Source organism: Ruegeria sp. CDSC051 (assembly GCF_059610665.1).
In genome coordinates, this window is the sequence record NZ_JBXWOC010000001.1 from 257424 (window position 1) to 276688 (window position 19265).

Consider the following 19265-nt stretch of genomic DNA (forward strand, 5'->3'; position numbering starts at 1 on the left):
TTACCGGTAGGTCACTTGTTTGACGGCTGCGATCACCTCGTCGGTGGTCACCAGCGCCAGTTTTTCGAGGTTCGCTGCGTAGGGCATCGGAACATCCTTGCCGGTGCAGTTGATGACAGGCGCGTCGAGGTAATCAAACGCTTCCTGCATCACCACCGATGAAATGTAGCTGCCGACCGATCCTTGTGGCCAGCCTTCTTCGACGGTCACAAGCCGGTTGGTCTTCATCACCGAATTGATGATTGCACCAGTGTCCATCGGGCGGATGGTACGCAAGTCGATCACTTCGGCACTGATACCGTCCTCGGCGAGCTTGTCTGCAGCTTCCAGTGCGAACTGCATGCCAATGCCAAAGCTGACGATGGTCACGTCTGTGCCCTCGCGCCAGATGCGGGCCTTGCCCAACGGAATGCTCAGGTCATCCACCTGCGGTACTTCGAATGAGCGGCCATAGAGGATTTCGTTTTCCAGGAAGATCACCGGGTTCGGGTCACGGATCGCGGATTTCAGCAAGCCTTTGGCGTCGGCCGCTGAATAGGGCATGACGACCTTGAGGCCGGGGATCTGCATATACCAGGCCGCATAGTCCTGACTGTGCTGGGCTGCCACGCGTGCGGCGGCACCGTTCGGACCCCGGAACACGATGGGACAGCCCATCTGACCGCCGGACATATAGAGCGTCTTCGCGGCCGAGTTGATGATCTGGTCAATCGCCTGCATGGCGAAGTTGAAAGTCATGAACTCGACAATCGGTTTCAACCCGCCAAAGGCCGAACCAACTGCGATCCCGGCAAAACCATGTTCGGTGATCGGGGTGTCGATTACGCGCTTGGCGCCAAACTCATCCAGCAAACCTTGCGAGATTTTATAAGCGCCCTGATATTCCGCGACTTCTTCACCCATGAGGTAGACGTCACCGTCATTGCGCATTTCTTCGGCCATGGCGTCGCGCAGGGCTTCACGCACGGTTTCGGACTTCATCTCGGCATCAGCTGGCCAATCTGGGGACAGATCTACCTTAGGTGCGGCTGGGGCAGAGACAGGAGCAGGGGCCTCAACCGCAGCAGGGGCGGCTTCGGTCGTCGCTGCGGCTGTGGGTGCAGCCGCGGGCAGGGCGGAGGCGTCTTCGCCTTCTTCGACGAGGATGGCGATAGGGGTATTTACTTTGACCCCTTCGGTGCCTTCAGCGATCAGGATCTTGCCCATGATCCCTTCATCAACGGCTTCAAACTCCATCGTGGCCTTATCGGTTTCGATTTCGGCCATGATATCGCCGCTTGATACGGTGTCGCCTTCCTTGACCAGCCATTTGGCCAGCGTGCCCTCTTCCATCGTGGGGGAAAGGGCGGGCATGAGAATTTCGGTTGCCATGTCTTAATCGTCCTCTCAGGCGTAGATATCTGTCCAAAGCTCGTCCAGCGACGGCTCGGGGCTTTCTTTCGAGAATTCAGCGGCTTGATTGACGATCTCTTTGATCTCTTTGTCGATCGCCTTCAGGTCATCCTCAGTCGCGTGTTTGCCGGAAAGCAGCAGCTCGCGGACATGTTCGATCGGGTCGCTTTGTTCGCGCACCTTCTGAACCTCTTCGCGGGTGCGGTACTTGGCCGGGTCGGACATCGAGTGTCCGCGATAGCGATAGGTTTTGATTTCCAGAATGTACGGACCTTTGCCCGCGCGGCAATGGGCGACAGCCTTTTCGCTGGCCTCTTTGACCGCTAGCACATCCATGCCGTTGACGATCTCGCCAGGGATGCCGAACGCCTCGCCCCGATGGTAGATGTCTTTGGTCGAGGTCGAACGTGCCTGGGACGTCCCCATGGCGTATTGGTTGTTCTCGATCACAAAGATCACGGGCAGTTCCCAGATCGCGGCCATGTTGAAGGTCTCATAGACCTGCCCCTGGTTTGCGGCGCCGTCCCCAAAATAGGTGAAGGTGACGCGGCCGTTTTCCTGATACTTGTCGGCAAAGGCCAGACCGGCACCCAGAGGAACCTGCGCCCCGACGATGCCGTGACCGCCATAGAAATGCTTCTCTTTCGAGAACATATGCATCGAACCGCCTTTGCCCTTGGACAATCCGCCCTCGCGCCCGGTCAGTTCTGCCATTACGCCGCCCGGATCCATGCCGCAGGCCAGCATATGCCCATGATCGCGATAAGAGGTGATCCGCTTGTCACCTTCTTCGGCGGCTGCTTCCAGTCCCACAACAACTGCCTCTTGACCGATATACAGGTGGCAGAAACCACCGATCAGACCCATGCCGTATAGCTGGCCAGCCTTTTCTTCGAATCGGCGGATCAGCAACATTTCACGGTAATAGGTCTTGAGTTCTTCCGCAGAAACGTTTGGTTTCTTTGTGGTTTTTCGCGCAGCCATTGTGGCGATCTCCCCCTCTCGGCAAGATAGTTTAGCGTTAAACTATCTAATAGAACATTTGAGGCTTTCTGGCGAGTGGAAATATTGCGCTGTTGTTTGACACGCGGAAAACCGTTCAGGTAGGGACGTATGCGTTACCACAGCAGGGATTTCCGACGAAGAATTTTGGTCCCGCTCAGCGGATGACAATCTCATCCGAGCGGATCATACCAAGGATCGAGCGCGCCTGCTGATCCAGTAAATCGAGGTCAAGATAGGTGTCTGAAAGCCTGCGGGTCAGATTTTCCATTTCGGCGATTTCGGTGCTCAACGCTGCAAGGTCGCGCGACAGAGCATCCCGTTCCGCTGCAATCTCGACCCGTCGAAACAGGCCATAGTCTCCCTGGACGGCAGCAAAGGTGAAATACACACCCAGCATGAAAGCCACCGAGAAAAAAGCAACTGAGCCCAAACCGGGCCGATGGGAACGGGACACTCTGTTTACCGCCGTATGAAGTCTGCCTCAATGTCGTGCCATTATGCTTGGCATCTGACTGCACTATGTCACAGGTGATTCGGCTTGTGAATCCCCCGATTCGCAAAATTACCCGTGCAGCTGAATTTATTGTTCCAGCGCGGCGACACCGGGCAGGGTTTTACCTTCCATCCATTCCAGGAATGCGCCGCCTGCTGTCGAGATATAGGTGAAATCCCGCGCCGCGCCGGACGCGTTCAGGGCGGCTACGGTATCACCACCGCCCGCGACCGAGACCAACTGGCCCGAACGGCTGAGCGCGGCAGCTTTCAGTGCGGCCGCATTCGTTGCGGCATCGAACGGTTCCAGTTCAAAGGCGCCCAAAGGGCCGTTCCAGATCAGGGTTCGGCTTTGGCTGATGACTTCAGTGATAGCGGCGACACTCTCGGGGCCTGCATCCAGGATCATGCCGTCTTCGGGGCATTGGTCTGCGGGCAAAACCTGATTCGGCGCATTGGCCTGGAAGGTTTTTGCAACAACCACGTCACACGGCAAAACGATCTGGCAACCAGAGTTTTCCGCCTTGGCAAGAATCTCTGCGGCAGTGTCTTTCATCGCGATTTCGGCCAGCGATTTGCCGACACTGATACCTTGTGCCACCAGAAAGGTGTTGGCCATGCCACCGCCGATGATCAGGTGATCCACCTTGTCGATCAGGTTGCCCAGCAGCTCCAGCTTGGTTGACACTTTTGCCCCACCGACCACTGCTGTTACCGGACGCTCGGGCGCGCCAAGAGCGCTTTCAAGTGCCTGCAGCTCGGCCTGCATCAGCCGACCAGCGCAGGCAGGCAGCAGGCGAGCGATAGCTTCGGTTGAGCTGTGGGCGCGGTGCGCAGCGGAAAAGGCGTCGTTGCAATAGACCTCGCCCAGTTTGGCCATGCCAGCAGCCAGATCAGGATCATTCTTGGTTTCCGCGGCATGAAAACGGGTGTTTTCCAACAGCAATACTTGCCCGGCTTGCAGTGTGTCTGCGACAAGCTCGGCCTCGGTTCCGACGCAATCGGCTGCGAACAGAACTTGCGCACCAAAGGCGCTTTCCAATGTGGGGATAAGTTGTTTCAGCGACAGGCTCTCGCGCCGCTCTCCGCCCGGGCGTCCGAAATGGGCTAGAAGGATAGGCTTGCCACCTGCGGCGAGAATATCGCGTACTGTGGGTACGATGCGCTGAATCCGGGTAGCGTCGGTCACGACCCCATCCACCACGGGCACATTGATATCCACGCGCACCAGCACGCGTTTACCGTTCAGGTCCATATCGTCCAGTGTTTTCCAGCCCATCGCGCGATCCTCGTGTTTGGCAACCGATCTAGGCGGTTCTTTTCCTGCATTTTGCCCTCAGGTCAATGCGTCACTTGGCTTTCGCGTGCGTGGCGCATAGGTATTTGCGCAAGACAAACGACAGGAGGGCCACATGGCCGAGATCAAGGATCCCGAAAACACAATCATCATCGAGCTGAAGGGCGGCAATGTCGTCATCGAGCTGCTGCCAGATGTGGCCCCGCAGCATAGCGCTCGGATGAAGGAACTGGCGCGCAGCGGTGAATATGACAACGTGGCATTTCACCGTGTGATCGACGGTTTCATGGCGCAAACCGGTGACGTGCAGCACGGCGATATGGAAGACGGATTCAACCTGCGCAGTGCAGGCACAGGCGGGTCATCGCTGCCGAATGTTCCGGCAGAGTTTTCGAAACTGCCGCATGATCGCGGCACGTTAGGCGCGGCTCGGTCGCAGAATCCGGACTCGGCCAATTCGCAGTTTTTCATCAACTTTAGCGACAACCATTTCCTGAACGGCCAATACACGGTCTATGGCCGTGTCATCGACGGGATGGAGCATGTGGACGCCATCGTTCGGGGCGAGCCTCCCGCAAGCCCGGATCGTATGATCAGCGTTAAGGTGGCTGCCGATGTATAAGCTGGCCGCCGCATTTGTCCTGTTGGCCGGTCCTGCACTGGCCACGGGCCTAGAGATCGAGATTGAGGGCGAGGGGGCCAATGGCACCGTAACCGTTGATCTGTTTGACGATATTGCCCCCAAGCATGTTGAACAAATTAGCGCCCTTGCCGCTGCTGGCCAGTATGATGGCGTGGTGTTTCACCGCGTGATCGACGGCTTCATGGCTCAGACCGGTGACGTTGAACACGGTCGGGTCGGTGGCGATATGCGTCGTGCCGGTACTGGTGGTTCGGATCGGCCGGATCTGCCAGCTGAGTTCTCGGACTATAACTTTGATCGTGGTGTTATTGGCATGGCCCGGGCGCAGGATCCCGACAGTGCCAACTCGCAATTCTTCATAATGTTTGAACCTGGGCCGTTCCTGAACGGTCAATATACGGTTGTCGGTCAGGTCACTGACGGTATGGACGTTGTTGATGCGATCAAGCGGGGCGAAGGCCCGAACGGAGCCGTAATCGGCCAGCCGGATGCGATGAAAAAGGTCACCGTGACCGAATAGATAAAAGGACCCCGGTGCCTGGTCAGGTGCCGGGGTCTTTTTGTAAGCGTGCGCTTGGATCAGTCGTCAGACATGGCCTTCCAGATCAGCGCACCAATCGCGCCACCAATCAGCGGGGCAACCCAGAACAACCATAGCTGAGCCAGCGCTGGCCCATCGGCAAACAGGGCAACACCGGTTGACCGTGCCGGGTTGACAGATGTGTTGGTCACCGGGATCGAGATCAGGTGGATCAGCGTCAGCGCCAGACCGATGGCAATCGGCGCGAACCCTGCCGGAGCACCGCTTGAGGTCGCGCCCAGAATGATCAGGATGAAAAACGCCGTCAGCACGATCTCGATCACCAAGGCGGACATCATCGAATAGCCCATGGGTGAAGCCTCGCCATAGCCATTGGACGCAAAGCCTCCAACCCCGGCGAAATCTGGTGCGCCGCTGACGATCAGATACAGAACAGCCGCTGCTGCAATGGCTCCGATGACCTGAGCAATCCAATAGGGCAGCAGGTCCTTAGCCGGGAATCGTCCGCCGATCATTAAACCCAGACTGACTGCCGGATTGAAATGCCCGCCTGAAATGTGGCCAACGGCAAATGCCATAGTCAGCACTGTTAGGCCAAAGGCGAAAGATACGCCCAACCAGCCGATACCGACATCCGCGACACCAGCCGCTAAAACAGCGCTGCCGCAACCGCCAAGCACCAACCAGAATGTACCGAAAAATTCAGCCATGAGTTTTGTTGACATGAAAAGTCCTCCGAAAACCAATGGGCTGTAGTGTAATCCAAAACGCAGAAATATCGAAGCTACTCATCACACATAGAAATTCGGCGGAGAATGAAGGGGTATTTGGGCGCGCTTGCCACGTCAAAAGTGGGCAGATAGACCTATGGGTGTGGCATGGAAATATGGGTTCAGCCTACGATGACGTCAAAGACGAATAAGCCGGTTAAGGCCAAGTTATTGCCGGATGATCCGTTCTTCCCGCTTATTCAGGATGCTTATCGCGTTTTTAAACGTCCAAAGCCAAGCAGTATCGAAGTCTGCGAAGGGTGCTGCATGGAACCGGATATCGAGGCTGATTTCTTTCACCCACCCATTCAGGAACTACCGTTGCACTATCTTCTGGACTGGTATTTTGCAGCGAGTGATCCGGAAGGGATTGCCAAGAATACCTGGGCCTATCTTTTGCCGCGTGTGCTAGAGGTCTTGGCCTGTGGCGAAGAGGTAAGCTCTGTCGGGATCGAAGTCAGCCTGAGCCGGTATCCGACGGGACAGGCCCGGAACTGGTCGTCCGAGGAGTGGCGTGTCCTGGACAATTTCCAGAAACGCTTTCTCCTGAAGGCGATCGAAGGGGGCTCAGAAGAATGTCTGGACGATACGCTCTGCATGTTTCGCCTCGGGGGTTGGCCAATGGATAGCCTTTTGGCGCAAGTAGCCGCAGTTAAAACGGCGACTTTGGCAGAACGGTTCTGGCAGGACTGGTGTTACGGGTATGCGCCCTCGGTTTGGATCACGGCCTTCTGGGAAAGCCCGGACGGCACGGCTGCATTTGATTTTTACACGTCTGAAGTCATGTATCGAAGAATGCAGCAGCTTGCCTTTGATGATGGCACGCCAACAGATTTGTCCGAAAAGGCGCTGATGGTCGCAGAAGTGATCGAGGCCAATGCGACCTGGAACCAACCTGATCAGTGAAAGCCTTTCGGTCAGAATTGCAAAAGAAAACGCCGCAGGCTGTCCCGCGGCGTTTGTTTCCTGTCAGTCTGTCAGAATTACTGTTTGACGTCTGCAGCCGGGTTAGCGCCCGGTTTTCCGCTGCGGCCAGGGTTCAGAGGATCGTCCTGACGCTGAACGGAGCCTTCGAAATGCGCGCCGCTTTCGATGGCGATTGTCTTGTGAATGATGTCGCCTTCGACCCGTGCGGTCGAGGTCAGGCGCACTTTCAGGCCACGCACGCGGCCAACGATACGGCCGTTGATGACAACGTCATCTGCAGTGACTTCGCCCTTGATAGTCGCCGTTTCACCGATGGTCAGCAGATGCGCACGAATGTCACCTTCCACCGTACCTTCGACCTGAATGTCACCCGAGGTTTTCAGGTTGCCGGTGATGTGCAGATCCGAAGACAGGACCGATGCGGGTGGCTTGGGTTTGGGCGCGGTGCTGGCCTTGGTTTCCGTCGGTGCAGGGGTTGCCGGAGTGGCCGGAGCGGCAGGCTTGGCGGCCTCTGGGGCATTGGTTCCGGGCTCGTTGATTTTGCTCTTAGAAAACATTTCTTGCAGCCTTGATGTAAGTCATTGGGTTAACTGGTTTTCCGTTTACGCGGACCTCATAGTGCAGGTGCGTTCCGGTCGACCGTCCGGTGTTACCCATATCAGCAATATGATCCCCGCGCGAGACCCTTTGGCCAACCTTAACCCGTAACTTGGTGTTATGAGCGTAAAGTGTCTCAATTCCGAAGGCGTGCCGGATTTTGACCAGACGCCCGAAACCCGATTGCCAGCCCGCATGGGTGACTACGCCGTCGGCGGTCGCAAAGATATCAGTTCCATGGGCACCTGCAAAATCGGAACCGTTATGCATGCGACGACCGCCCGTTTTTGGGTCACGGCGCGTGCCAAAGCCACTGGTAAAGCGGACAGCCGCTTTCACCGGGCTGGCAAACGGGGCCTTTTCTGCTGCGATACGATAGAGGTTCAGCTGGTCCATCTGTTGCAACAGAGTGTTCGCGCGGATCTCGTCGGGGGTCAGGTCCTCACCGCGCGTGCTGAAGGAAATTGGGGTGAGGGGGCCACCCATGCCGCTATAGCCACGCCGTACTTCTTCAATGATACGGTCAGTTGGCATACCTGCCTGTCGGAACATCTTGTCGAGCGGTTCAACCGAGATGATCATTGCTTCTTCTAGCTGACGGAAAATTTCGTCGCTGCGTTCCTGCATCAGCCGGATCTCAAGCTCGAGATCGTCCCGCTGATCCAGTGCGTTCCGGGCGTCGGCTGCGATCTGATCACGCTCTTGCGCGGTGCGGGTCAGAGCAACGGTCATAAATTCCATCTGTTCGGGGCTGGCAGTGTTTGCCAACATGAGCCCATCATCGGAATCTGATTGTTGCAGCGCCGCAAGCTCCTGACGGGCAGATTCCCGTTGTTTCATGGTGGTGCGCAAGGTGGACTGGATAACCTCGATCCCCGTTTCCAACTCACGGCGTCTGTTTTCGGACGCCAGCAGCTCGGATTGCATCGCAGAGATCTGTTCAAGCGCAGCGTTGAACCGGTCCTGAGCCATCAGAGCCTCATGAGCGCGCACGTCACGCTCTGCTGACAGGATATTCAGCCGCTCCTGATATGTCGCCTGATCGCGCTTGGCCTGTTCCCGGAAGTTGCCTGATCCGATGCTGTCCATCAACAGGATTGCCGTAGTGACCGCAGTCCAGCCAACAAACAGGGCAACACCAGCAACTGCAAAGATCTGTGTCTCTGAGCTGAGCCGGATGAACCGTGTGTCATTGTCAGATTTCAGAAAGACCCGGCGTTCCGGGAAGTGCTGCTCAAGCAGCGAATGTAGTTTGATTGCCAGACGTGTTCGCACGCGCCTTACCTCTCGATCCCCAAATTCGGGATCGGTTGTGAGTGGTCTCCGTCCCTTGGGGCAACTGAATAGAGGGGACGTCCGATTTGGGCAAGTTTGTTAACTAGTTCACACAACAAACAGGGTTAATCCCGCCAATTCTCGGCGAGAAATTGCCGATTACATCAACTGGAGGATGTTTCGAAGACCGCTATGACCGTGCATGCCAACCTAGCGGGCAGAGCCGGGCGGCGGCAGGCCTTCGGTCAGCGGCCAATAGAAATCCGGCGGTAATCCGGCTTCGGCCCGCTTTTCTTCGTTGAAGGGCGGTTTAAGAACGCCATGAAAATAGCGCCGGACCAGATCGTGAAAGATACCCTTTGGGTCAGCGTTCTCGCGTCCGCAAAGGAAATGGAACCACTTGGACCCGTAAGCAACATGCCCGACTTCTTCGGTGTAGATCACCTCGAGCGCGGCAATGGCCTGTTCAGCCTTTGCCTTGCGGAAGATGTCAATCATGCCGGGGGTCACATCCAGACCCCGCGCCTCAAGCACCATTGGCACTACGGCCAAACGGCCCATCAAATCTTCTGCTGTATCTTCGGCCGCGCGCCACATACCCGCATGGGCGGGCAGGGCGCCGTAATGACTGCCCATCTGTTCCAGGCAATCGCAGACCATTTCGAAGTGGCGCGATTCCTCTTCGGCGCATTTGACCCAGTCGTCGTAGAAACCGATAGGCATAGGGACATGGCCAAATCGGGCGATGATATCCCAATGCAGATCAACCGCGTTCAGTTCGATATGGGCGACCGCGTGTAGCAGGGCGATGCGCCCAGCCTCGGAGCCGGGGCGGCGCCTTGGGACATCCCGGGGGGACAGCAAATCTGGTTTGTCCGGTCGGGCGGGATTCAACGGCGGTGTTGCGGTGCCCACTTCAATCGCAGGAGCGTCCCCTGATCGCGCCGCAAACCAAGCTGCGGCATGGCGCTTGGACAGGGCGGTCTTTTCGCGCCCGTCAGCTGTGGTCAGAACTTCGGTCGCCATTTGGGTCAGTGTTTTCGACACCGGGATATCTCCGCTTTCAAGATTTGTGCGGGTCATAATCCGGATGACGACCGCGGTGAAGGGGTTACAGCGCGCGCACGGCTTCCAGTACCTCTTCCACATGGCCGGGCACTTTGACCTTTCGCCAGATGCGAGCGATCTTACCGTCGGCGTCAATCAGAAAGGTCGAACGCTCGATCCCCATCGACTTGCGCCCGTACATGTTCTTCTCGACCCACACACCGTAATCCTCGCAAACGGTCGAGCCTTCGTCGGACAAAAGTGGCGTCGTAAGACCGTGTTTGGCGACGAATTTGTCATGCTTAGCCACCGTGTCGCGCGAGATGCCGAAAACCTGGGCGCCGGCATCAGCAAAGGCTTGAAGTTGTTCCGAGAAACCGATGGATTCCTTGGTGCAGCCCGGCGTATCATCACGGGGATAGAAAAACAAAACGACGGCGCTGCCTTGCAGGTCTGACAGCGTAACCTCACCACCGCCGTCGCGGGGCAAAGTGAAACCGGGGGCGATGTCTGTAACGTCGGGCATTGGAAACTCCGCTAAAGGTTTTTAAGTGCTGCCTGACATCATGGTGCGGTGCAAGCAGGTAATAGGGCGTGGGTCGGAATTTGGCGCGGCAAGAAGATACACAAGAAGGCCCGGCCGGGAAACCCCGCCGCCGTCGGTCACGCCGCCGCATCGCTGCGTGGGGGATCGTCGGAACCTTCCTGTTGCTTTGCCTGCTGGCCTTTGGCGGCTGGTTCTTTCTGATTGGCAAACAGCTGCACGCACCCGACTGGATGCGGGCCCAGGCCGAAAAACGGCTGGATCAAAGCCTTGGGGGGATCAAGATCCGCTTTGGCGATGCTAGCTTTATCGTCAACGAAAACTGGTTGCCACGTTTGCGACTGACGGATGTGACCATAAGCGACGCGGCGGGACAACAGATCGCGCAAGTGGCGGATATGCGCACACGGTTGTCGATGCGGTGGCTGCTACGAGGGAAAATCCGGCCGCGCACGATTACCCTGCGCGATGCCCAAATCGCATTGACCCGCGGATTGGACGGGGCGCTTTCGTTGACAGTCGGTTCTGGCAGTGCACCGGTTCAGCGGGCGCGGACATTGATCGAGTTGATCGAGGAATCTGACGATGTCTTTTTGTCACCGCTGCTGTCGGGCCTGCGGTCGGTCGAGCTTGAGTCGTTGACGCTGGACTATCAGGATTTGCGCCTGTCGCGCGCCTGGGTTTTCGACGGCGGACATATTTCGATCATCCGTACCGGTGACGAAATGCGCATGTCCACCGGGTTCTCTGTTCTGACAGGGCGCGATTATGCCAGTTCGATTGAGGTAAATTATACCAGCGTACTTGGAACGCCCCAGGCAAGCTTTGGCTTTGCCATAACCGACCTGCCTGCCGAGGATATTGCAAGTCAAAGCCTTGCCTTGTCATGGTTACAGGTCCTTGACGCTCCGATCTCGGGCGCGGTGCGCGGCAGTGTTGATGGCAACGCGGCGCTGGGGCCGTTATTTGCGACCCTGAACCTTGCGGCAGGCGCGGTGCAAGCCAACCAAGAGACAAAACCGATTCCGTTTGAATCCGCCAGGGCTTATTTCAGCTATGACCCAAGGCGGCAGGAGCTGGATTTCGACGAGGTTTCTGTAGTCTCCGCCTGGGGGTCCGTTCAGGCCGAGGGAAGGGCCTTTTTGAGAGGTATCGATAATGGACTGCTGGAAAGCCTGACCTCTCAACTCCGCCTCAGCAGCATCGACATCAACCCGGCTGGGCTGTTTCCGGAACCCCTCAAGTTGGCGCGTGCCGACCTTGATCTGAAGATGAAGCTGGCCCCGTTCGAGTTGCGCCTCGGACAGATGACGGTTGAAGACGAAAACCTAACGCTGCGTGCTAGGGGTAATCTGAATGGTGAAGCCGAAGGTTGGTCGGGGTACCTCGAGGCTCATCTGGACGAGTTGGAGTCAGGCCAGTTGCTGAGATACTGGCCCCAATTACTTGCCGAAAAGCCGCGTAAATGGGTGTCCGACAATTTATATGAAGGCCGGCTCTCGGATGTCGATTTTGCATTGCGGTTGAAGCCGGACACCAAGCCGGACATTTACTTGGACTTCGGGTTCGACGACGCCAAAGTCCGCTTTGCCAAAACTTTACCTCCGGTCCAGGACGCTCAGGGGCAGGCCAGCCTGATCAACCAACGGTTTACCGTGACAGCCGAGAAAGCGGTTGTCATTGCCGATCAGGGCGGCCCGATAGACGGGTCAGGAACATCCTTCATTATTCCGGATACGTCGATCAAAAAGCTTTCGCCGGCGATTGTGCGCGTCAAGGCCAAGGGCTCGGCAACGGCCGCCTTGTCTTTGATGGATCGTCCCCCTCTGCAGCTGATGACAAAGGCAAATTTGCCCGTGGATGTGGCCTCTGGCGATGTGGAACTGTCAGGCACCTTATCTCTGCCGATGAAGAAGGGGCTGAAGTTCGATGAGACCCAGTTTCACTTTACTGGTAAGATTGGTGATGTGCACAGTGATCGCTTGGTCAAAGGTTTTGTCGTCAGCGCGCCTCAGTTGACTATTTCAGGTGACCAATCCGCTGTCGAAGTCGGCGGCGACGGATATTTCGGCGACGTGCCCCTGCAGGCAACCTGGCGCCAGCCTATTGGGGGTCGAGAACCGAAACCCAGTGAACTGAAAGGGCAGATCGAGATTTCGCCCCGGTTGGTGACCGAGCTGCGTGCCGGGTTACCAAAGGGTATGCTGACCGGAAAAGGCTTTGCCGACATAACCTTGGGTATCGGTGCCGGCCGCCCCCCGAAACTGACGGCGACATCGGATCTGGAAGGCGTTGTGCTGTCCATCCCCGAGCTCGGGTGGCGCAAAGGCGCTGGTACCAAGGGGTCGATGGATGTCGAGGCAACGCTGGGCGATCAGATGCGCGTGGATACACTTCGGCTGGATGCGGCGGGGTTGAGAAGCCTGGCCTCCATTAACTTCAAAAATGGTGCTTTCGATCGTGTTGAGTTCAGCTCCTTCGAGCTGGGGAACTGGCTAGCGGTTCCGGCGGAGCTGATTTCACGGGGGTCAGCCTTGCCCGATATCAGGGTTCTGGGGGGCGTGATGAATCTGGGGGGCGCGACCTTTGGATCCTCCGAAGGTGGTGGCGGTGGTTCCGGGCAGGGGCCCGAGCTGGATGTAGTATTGGATCGCCTCCAGATTACAGAGACGATCGCCCTGACCGGGTTCAAGGGAAAATTTGCGACAACTGGCGGTGTCAGCGGCGCGTTCACGGCGAATGTAAACGGCGGTGCTGCTGTGCGCGGACAGGTGACCCCGCGCGGAGGGCGCAGCGCCGTCAATCTGACCTCTGGTGATGCAGGCGACGTTCTGAGATCGGCCAAAATGATAACCCAAGCGCGCGGTGGCAAACTGGACCTGCAACTGGAACCGGTCGGCGGGGCCGGGAACTTCGATGTCATCATGAAGATCGTGAACACCCGAATTCATGACGCCCCGGCCATGGCTGCCTTGCTGAACGCAATCAGCCTTGTTGGACTTGTGGATGAAATGGCTGGGCAAGGTATCTTTTTCTCGAGCATCGAAAGCCGAATGCGGATTACTCCGATCGAAATCAAGGTTCTCAGCGGCAGCGCCGTCGGTCCTTCGATGGGATTGTCCTTCGACGGGACAATCGACACGGTTAGCGAAATGCTGAACTTGCGTGGCGCGATTTCCCCAATCTATCTGGTGAATGCGATTGGAAGTGTCTTCACCAAAAAAGGTGAAGGTGTGATCGCGTTCAATTATACTCTGACCGGCCCTTTGAAATCACCCTCTGTCTCGGTCAACCCTCTGTCAGGGCTTGCGCCATTGTTCTTGCGCAACCTTCTAAGGGAGCCCGCGCCGAAGGTTCAGGATGGGCCAAATGCACAGAAAGCCAAGCCGGATGAGCCCAAGCGCACCTTTGGATCGCCGCCAAAAGACAACTGAACAGGGATATAGCCGAATCTGATACGACCCTGTAAGGCGCGCCCATGAAACTCAGCGATTTCGATTTCCACCTGCCCGAGAATTTGATTGCCACCCGGCCTGCCAACCCGCGGTCTTCGGCGCGTTTGCTTGTGGCCGAGGGCGATGCAATCTCGGATGCGCATGTCTTTGACTTGCCAGATTGGCTGCGACCCGGTGACCGGCTGGTGTTGAATGATACGCGGGTCATCCCGGCACGCCTCAGCGGGCGGCGTCATCGCGACAGTGCGCAAGGGCCGGTGTCTGCGTCGATCGAAGCGACGTTGCTTGATCCGCAGGCAGACGGCACCTGGGCGGCGTTGATCAAGCCTCTCAAGAAGGTCAAGACAGGTGAGTTGATCCGGTTTTCGGATCAACTGAGCGCTGAGTTGGATAGGGTGGCGGACGGGCAGGCCTTTCTGCGGTTTAACCTTACGGGGCAGGATTTCGATGCTGCGCTGGAACAGGCCGGCGCCATGCCGCTGCCGCCCTATATTGCCGCCAAGCGCCCTGCCGATGCGCAGGACAAGACGGATTACCAGACGATCTGGGCGCGCAACTCCGGGGCAGTGGCAGCGCCCACCGCGTCGCTGCATTTTGACGAAGCGCTGATGCAAGCGCTTACCGCGCGCGGCGTTTCTGTTTCCTACGTTACGCTTCATGTCGGTGCCGGAACATTTCTGCCAGTCAAGGTCGAGGATGTGACGACCCATAAGATGCATGCAGAATGGGGCAGGGTCAGTGCGGAAGCCGTCAGTGAAATTCGTGAAACCAAAGCCATAGGTGGCCGTGTCATTCCGGTGGGCACAACCGCGCTGCGATTGATCGAAAGCGCTGCCCGCAGTGGACAGATCGTACCCTGGGAGGGCGATACTGACATCTTCATCTATCCCGGCTTTCAGTTTCACGTCACGGATGCGCTGATCACCAATTTCCATCTGCCGAAATCCACGCTGCTGATGTTGGTTTCAGCTTTGATGGGGCAGGATCGGATGCAAGAGGTTTATGAGCACGCGATTGCGCAGAACTATCGGTTCTTTTCATATGGGGATGGGTCGCTTTTGATCCCTTGAGCGGCGTGTTGTCGGGATCGTTGCTTTTCGATGTCGTAGACAAGCGGGTTCAAAGCCGTTTTTGATATTAAAACGAATCTCTAGTTCAGGTTAGCAATCTCGGAGGCCTCTATGCTTCAGGTCATTACCAGCGCGTGGTCACTTCTTCTTGGCATGGGCCTGCTTATGATTGGCAATGGCCTGCAGGGCACAATCCTGGGCGTCCGAGGCGAGATCGAAGGGTTTTCGACCCTTCAGATGTCTGTTGTGATGTCAGCTTATTTCGTAGGTTTCCTCGGAGGTTCTCGCCTTGCACCGGAGATGATCCGGCGGGTGGGGCATGTGCGAGTCTTTGCTGCGCTCGCTTCATTTATTTCGGCCGTGATGATCATGTATCCGATGTTGACCGAGCCAGTCGCGTGGGCTTTGGGGCGTGTCGTGATCGGGTTTTGTTTCTCGGGCGTGTATGTCACCGCCGAAAGCTGGCTGAACAACGCGGCCAATAACGAGAACCGGGGCCAGGCGCTTTCGCTTTATATGATCGTACAGATGACTGGGATCATCACCGCTCAGGGGCTTATGCTGGTTGGCGATCCTGCTGGTTACGAAACCTTTGTGATCGCATCCATTCTGGTTTCGGTTTCCTTTGCTCCGATTCTGCTGTCGATTTCACCGACACCGGCATTTGACACGACCAAGCCCATGACATTGCGTGAACTGATGGGGAAGTCGCCGTTGGGCTGCGTCGGCATGTTCCTGCTGGGCGGAGTGTTCTCGGCCCAGTTTGGTATGGCGGCGGTCTATGGCGCGCGCGCTGGGCTGACACTGGTTGAGATTTCGACCTTCGTGGCCGCCTTCTATATCGGAGCAATTCTGCTGCAATATCCGCTGGGTTGGTTCTCGGACCGGATGGATCGCCGGTTCCTGATCATGCTGGCGGGTATCATTGGTGCTTGCGGGGCGGCCACTGCGATGATGTTCGGGTCGACCTCATTTCCGTTCCTTCTGGCCTCGGCCTTTGTGATCGGAGGCATGTCTAACCCACTGTATTCGCTACTGATTGCGCATACGAATGACTTTCTGGAGCATGAGGATATGGCCGCGGCCTCTGGCGGACTGGTCTTCATCAATGGAATGGGCGCCATTGCCGGCCCGCTGATTACCGGGTGGTTGATGGGCGATGACGTGTTCGGACCGTCGGGCTTTTTCCTGATCATCTTTGCACTGCTTGCAGCCACTGCTGTCTATGCGATGTATCGCATGACACAGCGTGCGGCGATTCCTGTGGATGAGACGGGTACCATGTCTCCGCTTTACCCAACGGCCTCGCCGGTGGCGTTCGAATTGGCGCAAGAGGTGGCTATCGAAGCCGCCGAAGCCGATCAGGAAACGCAAGATGTAGCCTAGGACACGAAATTATGTCGCAAGTGTTGCAAATTTTTACTGTCACAAATCTGTAAATCAGCCTTAAATGACGTTACGTCCCTGGGGAGGGCAAAACGACGGAGCAAGGCAATGGTAGGGCCTGAAGAAGTATTGAGTTTTTGGCTGGATCAAGTTGGTCCAGATGGTTGGTATATTGAGGATGAAGCGCTAGACGCAGAGATCCGCGAAAAATTTCTTTCCACATGGGAAATTGCTAATGAGGGAAAGTTCTCTCTCTGGCTGACATACCCCAGCGGGGCACTGGCCTATATCATTCTGATGGACCAGTTTCCTAGAAATATGTTCCGCGGCAGTGGTAAGGCGTTCGCCACTGACAAGGCGGCCTTGTCGGCAGCGAAATGCGCCATCGACAAGGGCTGGGATCTGAAGATTGACGAACCCGCGCGGCAGTTCTTTTATCTTCCACTGATGCACTCGGAAAATCTGTGTGACCAAGAGCGTTGTGTACGCCTGATGTGCCAGAATATCGACGAATCCAAGTCAACCAACCTGCTGCATGCAAGGGCGCATAGGGAGGTGATCCGAAAGTTCGGCCGTTTCCCCTATCGTAACGAAGCATTGTCGCGCCCCATGACCGAACATGAGGCCGCCTATGTAAACATGGGCGGGTACGGATCCACCGTCCGAGAGCTTCAGGCCGCAGGTTAGCCTTCGACCGAACAACCTTTGATTGTGATAATACGGTCGGCCACAGTGTCGGCCGTTTTTTCTATTGCGGTGCTGATAAAGGCGTCAGGCGTTTCGGCAACCGCAACGATACGAGACTGCGCCGCCTGCAGCGTATCTTCGATTTGGCTCAGGCGGTCGAGCGTTTGCGAGACCCGTTGGGCGGTGGCGGTGTCGGCAAGCGCGCCATTGACTTGTATGGTCGCGAGTTCAGTGCGAAGTGCTGCCAATTCACTGCGCACCCCTTGAACCTCTTCGCGCAAAGGGGCGACGATCTGAACCTTCTGTGAAAAATCAGACATCAGGGACTGCGCTGTTGTGGCCAGCTTCCAGCCCAAAAACAAACACAAGGCCACCAGGATAAGCGTGGCGTTGATTAGGGCGAGGACCAGATCTTTCAGCGTTTTAGCCATGTTATGCCTTTCGCGTAGATGGATTTAGAATGGAGCAACTGGGATACTTAGCTATCTTCTAGCGTTTCGAACGGGTGCGGTATAGGCTCGAACCTCTGCAATCCGTATGGGTTTACCCTGCGTAGCTTTTGTCGCGGGGACTAAGTGTTGAAGGGTGGCTGGTATTAGTTTAATGGTAAACTAATTTGGAAATGACCTGCTCCGAGAGGGAAACATGGCAGCACAATCTTTTGATCTGATCGTAATCGGCGCTGGTCCTGGCGGGTATGTCGCAGCCATTCGCGCAGCACAGCTTGGTTTGAAAACCGCCGTGGTCGAGCGCGAACATCTCGGGGGGATATGTCTTAACTGGGGCTGTATCCCAACCAAGGCGCTGCTGCGGTCTTCAGAAGTGTTTCACCTGATGGAGCGCGCAAAGGATTTTGGGCTGAAGGCCGAGAAGATCGGATATGATTTGGATGCTGTGGTCAAGCGATCGCGCGGTGTCGCCGGGCAACTTTCGGGCGGTATCGGTCACCTGCTGAAAAAGAACAAAGTGACGGTTGTCATGGGCGAGGCGACGATTCCGGCCAAGGGCAAGGTCTCCGTCAAGACCGACAAGGGCAGCGAAGAGTTGACAGCCAAGAACATCGTTCTGGCAACCGGCGCGCGCGCCCGCGAGCTTCCCGGGCTGGAAGCGGATGGTGATCTGGTTTGGACTTACAAACACGCCCTGCAGCCGCCACGGATGCCAAAGAAATTGCTGGTCATCGGGTCGGGTGCAATCGGGATCGAGTTCGCTAGCTTCTACAATACGCTCGGTGCAGATACGACGGTGGTTGAAGTCATGGACCGCGTTCTGCCCGTCGAGGATGCCGAGATCAGCGCCTTCGCCAAGAAAGCCTTTATCAAACAGGGCATGAAGATCATGGAAAAGGCGATGGTCAAGCAGTTGGACCGCGCTAAGGGTAAAGTCACTGCGCATATCGAGGTGAAGGGAAAGGTCGAAAAGCACGACTTTGACACCGTGATTTCTGCCGTGGGCATCGTCGGCAATATCGAAAATCTGGGGCTTGAGGCTTTGGGTGTCAAAATCGACCGGACCCATGTTGTGACTGACGAATTCTGTCGCACCGGTGTCGATGGCCTGTATGCCATCGGTGACATTGCCGGAGCGCCATGGCTGGCGCATAAAGCAAGCCATGAGGGTGTCATGGTGGCCGATCTGATCGCCGGGAAACATGCCCATCCGGTCAAACCCGAAAGCATCGCGGGCTGCACCTATTGCCATCCGCAGGTTGCGTCGGTCGGCTATTCCGAGGCGAAGGCGAAAGAGCTTGGCTATGACATCAAGGTCGGCCGTTTTCCCTTCATCGGCAACGGCAAGGCAATCGCGCTTGGAGAGCCCGAAGGGCTGGTCAAAACAGTCTTCGACGCCAAAACCGGAGAGCTTTTGGGCGCCCACATGATTGGCGCGGAAGTCACTGAGTTAATTCAGGGGTATGTGGTCGGGCGGCAGCTTGAAACCACCGAAGAGGATCTGATGAACACAGTGTTCCCGCATCCGACTTTGTCCGAGATGATGCATGAAAGCGTTTTGGACGCTTACGGGCGTGTGATCCATATGTAACTCAGGGCAGCGGGTACCTCTGCCGATCTGCGGCACATTACCAAAAGTATCTTTGGCCAGATGAAGCAGCGAACCAAGCTTCATCTGGCCTTTTGAT

General features: G+C 56.7%; 18 protein-coding genes. 8 read left to right on the plus strand and 10 right to left on the minus strand.

Going from position 1 to position 19265, the window contains the following annotated elements:
- From AC2FH0_RS01290 to AC2FH0_RS01305, 4 genes are all read right to left on the minus strand, one after another.
- Positions 1–1371: a pyruvate dehydrogenase complex E1 component subunit beta gene (locus tag AC2FH0_RS01290; RefSeq protein WP_142633211.1), complete on the minus strand. Its 1371-nt coding sequence runs from the start codon at positions 1369–1371 to the stop codon at positions 1–3.
- A gap of 15 nt (positions 1372–1386) precedes the next feature.
- On the minus strand, positions 1387–2376 hold the full coding sequence (gene pdhA, locus AC2FH0_RS01295; RefSeq protein ID WP_142633213.1) for a pyruvate dehydrogenase (acetyl-transferring) E1 component subunit alpha: 990 nt from the start codon (positions 2374–2376) through the stop codon (positions 1387–1389).
- Between the two features lie 175 nt (positions 2377–2551).
- Entirely contained in the window at positions 2552–2851 is a 300-nt protein-coding gene (locus AC2FH0_RS01300) for an FtsB family cell division protein (protein ID WP_185956602.1), read from the minus strand.
- A 126-nt stretch (positions 2852–2977) separates the two neighbouring features.
- Positions 2978–4168, minus strand: coding sequence for a phosphoglycerate kinase (locus tag AC2FH0_RS01305; RefSeq protein WP_496708557.1), 1191 nt, complete (start codon positions 4166–4168; stop codon positions 2978–2980).
- 133 nt (positions 4169–4301) lie between these two features.
- Here AC2FH0_RS01305 and AC2FH0_RS01310 point away from each other — a divergent pair, with 133 nt between their 5' ends.
- Both AC2FH0_RS01310 and AC2FH0_RS01315 read left to right on the plus strand, forming a co-directional pair.
- The gene (locus AC2FH0_RS01310) at positions 4302–4808 is read left to right on the plus strand and encodes a peptidylprolyl isomerase (RefSeq protein ID WP_271947577.1); all 507 of its coding nucleotides are present in this window, start codon (positions 4302–4304) and stop codon (positions 4806–4808) included.
- Positions 4801–5349 carry a peptidylprolyl isomerase gene (locus AC2FH0_RS01315; RefSeq protein ID WP_142633219.1) on the plus strand — a complete coding sequence of 183 codons (549 nt, stop codon included), beginning with the start codon at positions 4801–4803 and terminating at the stop codon, positions 5347–5349. The genes AC2FH0_RS01310 and AC2FH0_RS01315 overlap by 8 nt, the downstream gene beginning before the upstream one ends.
- Before the next feature lie 59 nt (positions 5350–5408).
- Here the strand turns inward: AC2FH0_RS01315 and aqpZ are convergent, their stop codons facing one another.
- Positions 5409–6095: an aquaporin Z gene (gene aqpZ / locus AC2FH0_RS01320; protein ID WP_271947574.1), complete on the minus strand. Its 687-nt coding sequence runs from the start codon at positions 6093–6095 to the stop codon at positions 5409–5411.
- A 177-nt stretch (positions 6096–6272) separates the two neighbouring features.
- Here aqpZ and AC2FH0_RS01325 point away from each other — a divergent pair, with 177 nt between their 5' ends.
- Positions 6273–7046, plus strand: coding sequence for a hypothetical protein (locus AC2FH0_RS01325; protein WP_496691068.1), 774 nt, complete (start codon positions 6273–6275; stop codon positions 7044–7046).
- Between the two features lie 77 nt (positions 7047–7123).
- On the opposite strand, the gene AC2FH0_RS01330 is transcribed toward AC2FH0_RS01325, so the two are convergent.
- From AC2FH0_RS01330 to AC2FH0_RS01345, 4 genes are all read right to left on the minus strand, one after another.
- On the minus strand, positions 7124–7624 hold the full coding sequence (locus tag AC2FH0_RS01330) for a bactofilin family protein (RefSeq protein WP_271947570.1): 501 nt from the start codon (positions 7622–7624) through the stop codon (positions 7124–7126).
- Positions 7614–8939 (minus strand): DUF5930 domain-containing protein, encoded by a 1326-nt coding sequence (locus AC2FH0_RS01335; protein ID WP_496708555.1) that lies wholly within the window; start codon positions 8937–8939, stop codon positions 7614–7616. Before AC2FH0_RS01335 ends, AC2FH0_RS01330 begins: the two co-directional genes overlap by 11 nt.
- Positions 8940–9149: 210 nt before the next feature.
- Positions 9150–10022: a ferritin-like domain-containing protein gene (locus AC2FH0_RS01340; RefSeq protein ID WP_496788336.1), complete on the minus strand. Its 873-nt coding sequence runs from the start codon at positions 10020–10022 to the stop codon at positions 9150–9152.
- 28 nt (positions 10023–10050) lie between these two features.
- Entirely contained in the window at positions 10051–10512 is a 462-nt protein-coding gene (locus AC2FH0_RS01345) for a peroxiredoxin (RefSeq protein WP_496705946.1), read from the minus strand.
- A gap of 68 nt (positions 10513–10580) precedes the next feature.
- Here AC2FH0_RS01345 and AC2FH0_RS01350 point away from each other — a divergent pair, with 68 nt between their 5' ends.
- The 4 genes from AC2FH0_RS01350 (at position 10581) to AC2FH0_RS01365 (ending at position 17128) form a co-directional block, all read left to right on the plus strand.
- On the plus strand, positions 10581–13964 hold the full coding sequence (locus AC2FH0_RS01350) for a YhdP family protein (protein ID WP_496788338.1): 3384 nt from the start codon (positions 10581–10583) through the stop codon (positions 13962–13964).
- A gap of 44 nt (positions 13965–14008) precedes the next feature.
- On the plus strand, positions 14009–15055 hold the full coding sequence (gene queA / locus AC2FH0_RS01355) for a tRNA preQ1(34) S-adenosylmethionine ribosyltransferase-isomerase QueA (RefSeq protein ID WP_496788342.1): 1047 nt from the start codon (positions 14009–14011) through the stop codon (positions 15053–15055).
- Between the two features lie 111 nt (positions 15056–15166).
- Positions 15167–16441, plus strand: a complete 1275-nt coding sequence (locus AC2FH0_RS01360; protein WP_496784913.1) for an MFS transporter — start codon at positions 15167–15169, stop codon at positions 16439–16441.
- A 108-nt stretch (positions 16442–16549) separates the two neighbouring features.
- A complete protein-coding gene (locus AC2FH0_RS01365) occupies positions 16550–17128 on the plus strand; it encodes a DUF924 family protein (protein ID WP_142633241.1) in 579 nt (192 codons plus the stop codon).
- Here the strand turns inward: AC2FH0_RS01365 and AC2FH0_RS01370 are convergent.
- Positions 17125–17559 carry a hypothetical protein gene (locus AC2FH0_RS01370; RefSeq protein WP_496788344.1) on the minus strand — a complete coding sequence of 145 codons (435 nt, stop codon included), beginning with the start codon at positions 17557–17559 and terminating at the stop codon, positions 17125–17127. The two genes, AC2FH0_RS01365 and AC2FH0_RS01370, sit on opposite strands and share 4 nt — an antisense overlap.
- Before the next feature lie 214 nt (positions 17560–17773).
- On the opposite strand from AC2FH0_RS01370, the gene lpdA reads away from it, so the two are divergent.
- On the plus strand, positions 17774–19168 hold the full coding sequence (gene lpdA, locus AC2FH0_RS01375) for a dihydrolipoyl dehydrogenase (RefSeq protein ID WP_271947557.1): 1395 nt from the start codon (positions 17774–17776) through the stop codon (positions 19166–19168).
- Positions 19169–19265: the final 97 nt, after the last annotated feature.

What these genes read in the sequence shown, in the direction of transcription:
- AC2FH0_RS01290 (WP_142633211.1), bottom strand. Translation starts at nt 1,371, where the DNA reads ATGGCAACCGAAATTCTCATGCCCGCCCTTTCCCCCACGATGGAAGAG.
- pdhA (WP_142633213.1), bottom strand. Translation starts at nt 2,376, where the DNA reads ATGGCTGCGCGAAAAACCACAAAGAAACCAAACGTTTCTGCGGAAGAA.
- AC2FH0_RS01305 (WP_496708557.1), bottom strand. Translation starts at nt 4,168, where the DNA reads ATGGGCTGGAAAACACTGGACGATATGGACCTGAACGGTAAACGCGTG.
- AC2FH0_RS01310 (WP_271947577.1), top strand. Translation starts at nt 4,302, where the DNA reads ATGGCCGAGATCAAGGATCCCGAAAACACAATCATCATCGAGCTGAAG.
- AC2FH0_RS01315 (WP_142633219.1), top strand. Translation starts at nt 4,801, where the DNA reads ATGTATAAGCTGGCCGCCGCATTTGTCCTGTTGGCCGGTCCTGCACTG.
- aqpZ (WP_271947574.1), bottom strand. Translation starts at nt 6,095, where the DNA reads ATGTCAACAAAACTCATGGCTGAATTTTTCGGTACATTCTGGTTGGTG.
- AC2FH0_RS01325 (WP_496691068.1), top strand. Translation starts at nt 6,273, where the DNA reads ATGACGTCAAAGACGAATAAGCCGGTTAAGGCCAAGTTATTGCCGGAT.
- AC2FH0_RS01330 (WP_271947570.1), bottom strand. Translation starts at nt 7,624, where the DNA reads ATGTTTTCTAAGAGCAAAATCAACGAGCCCGGAACCAATGCCCCAGAG.
- AC2FH0_RS01340 (WP_496788336.1), bottom strand. Translation starts at nt 10,022, where the DNA reads ATGACCCGCACAAATCTTGAAAGCGGAGATATCCCGGTGTCGAAAACA.
- AC2FH0_RS01345 (WP_496705946.1), bottom strand. Translation starts at nt 10,512, where the DNA reads ATGCCCGACGTTACAGACATCGCCCCCGGTTTCACTTTGCCCCGCGAC.
- queA (WP_496788342.1), top strand. Translation starts at nt 14,009, where the DNA reads ATGAAACTCAGCGATTTCGATTTCCACCTGCCCGAGAATTTGATTGCC.
- AC2FH0_RS01360 (WP_496784913.1), top strand. Translation starts at nt 15,167, where the DNA reads ATGCTTCAGGTCATTACCAGCGCGTGGTCACTTCTTCTTGGCATGGGC.
- AC2FH0_RS01365 (WP_142633241.1), top strand. Translation starts at nt 16,550, where the DNA reads ATGGTAGGGCCTGAAGAAGTATTGAGTTTTTGGCTGGATCAAGTTGGT.
- AC2FH0_RS01370 (WP_496788344.1), bottom strand. Translation starts at nt 17,559, where the DNA reads ATGGCTAAAACGCTGAAAGATCTGGTCCTCGCCCTAATCAACGCCACG.
- lpdA (WP_271947557.1), top strand. Translation starts at nt 17,774, where the DNA reads ATGGCAGCACAATCTTTTGATCTGATCGTAATCGGCGCTGGTCCTGGC.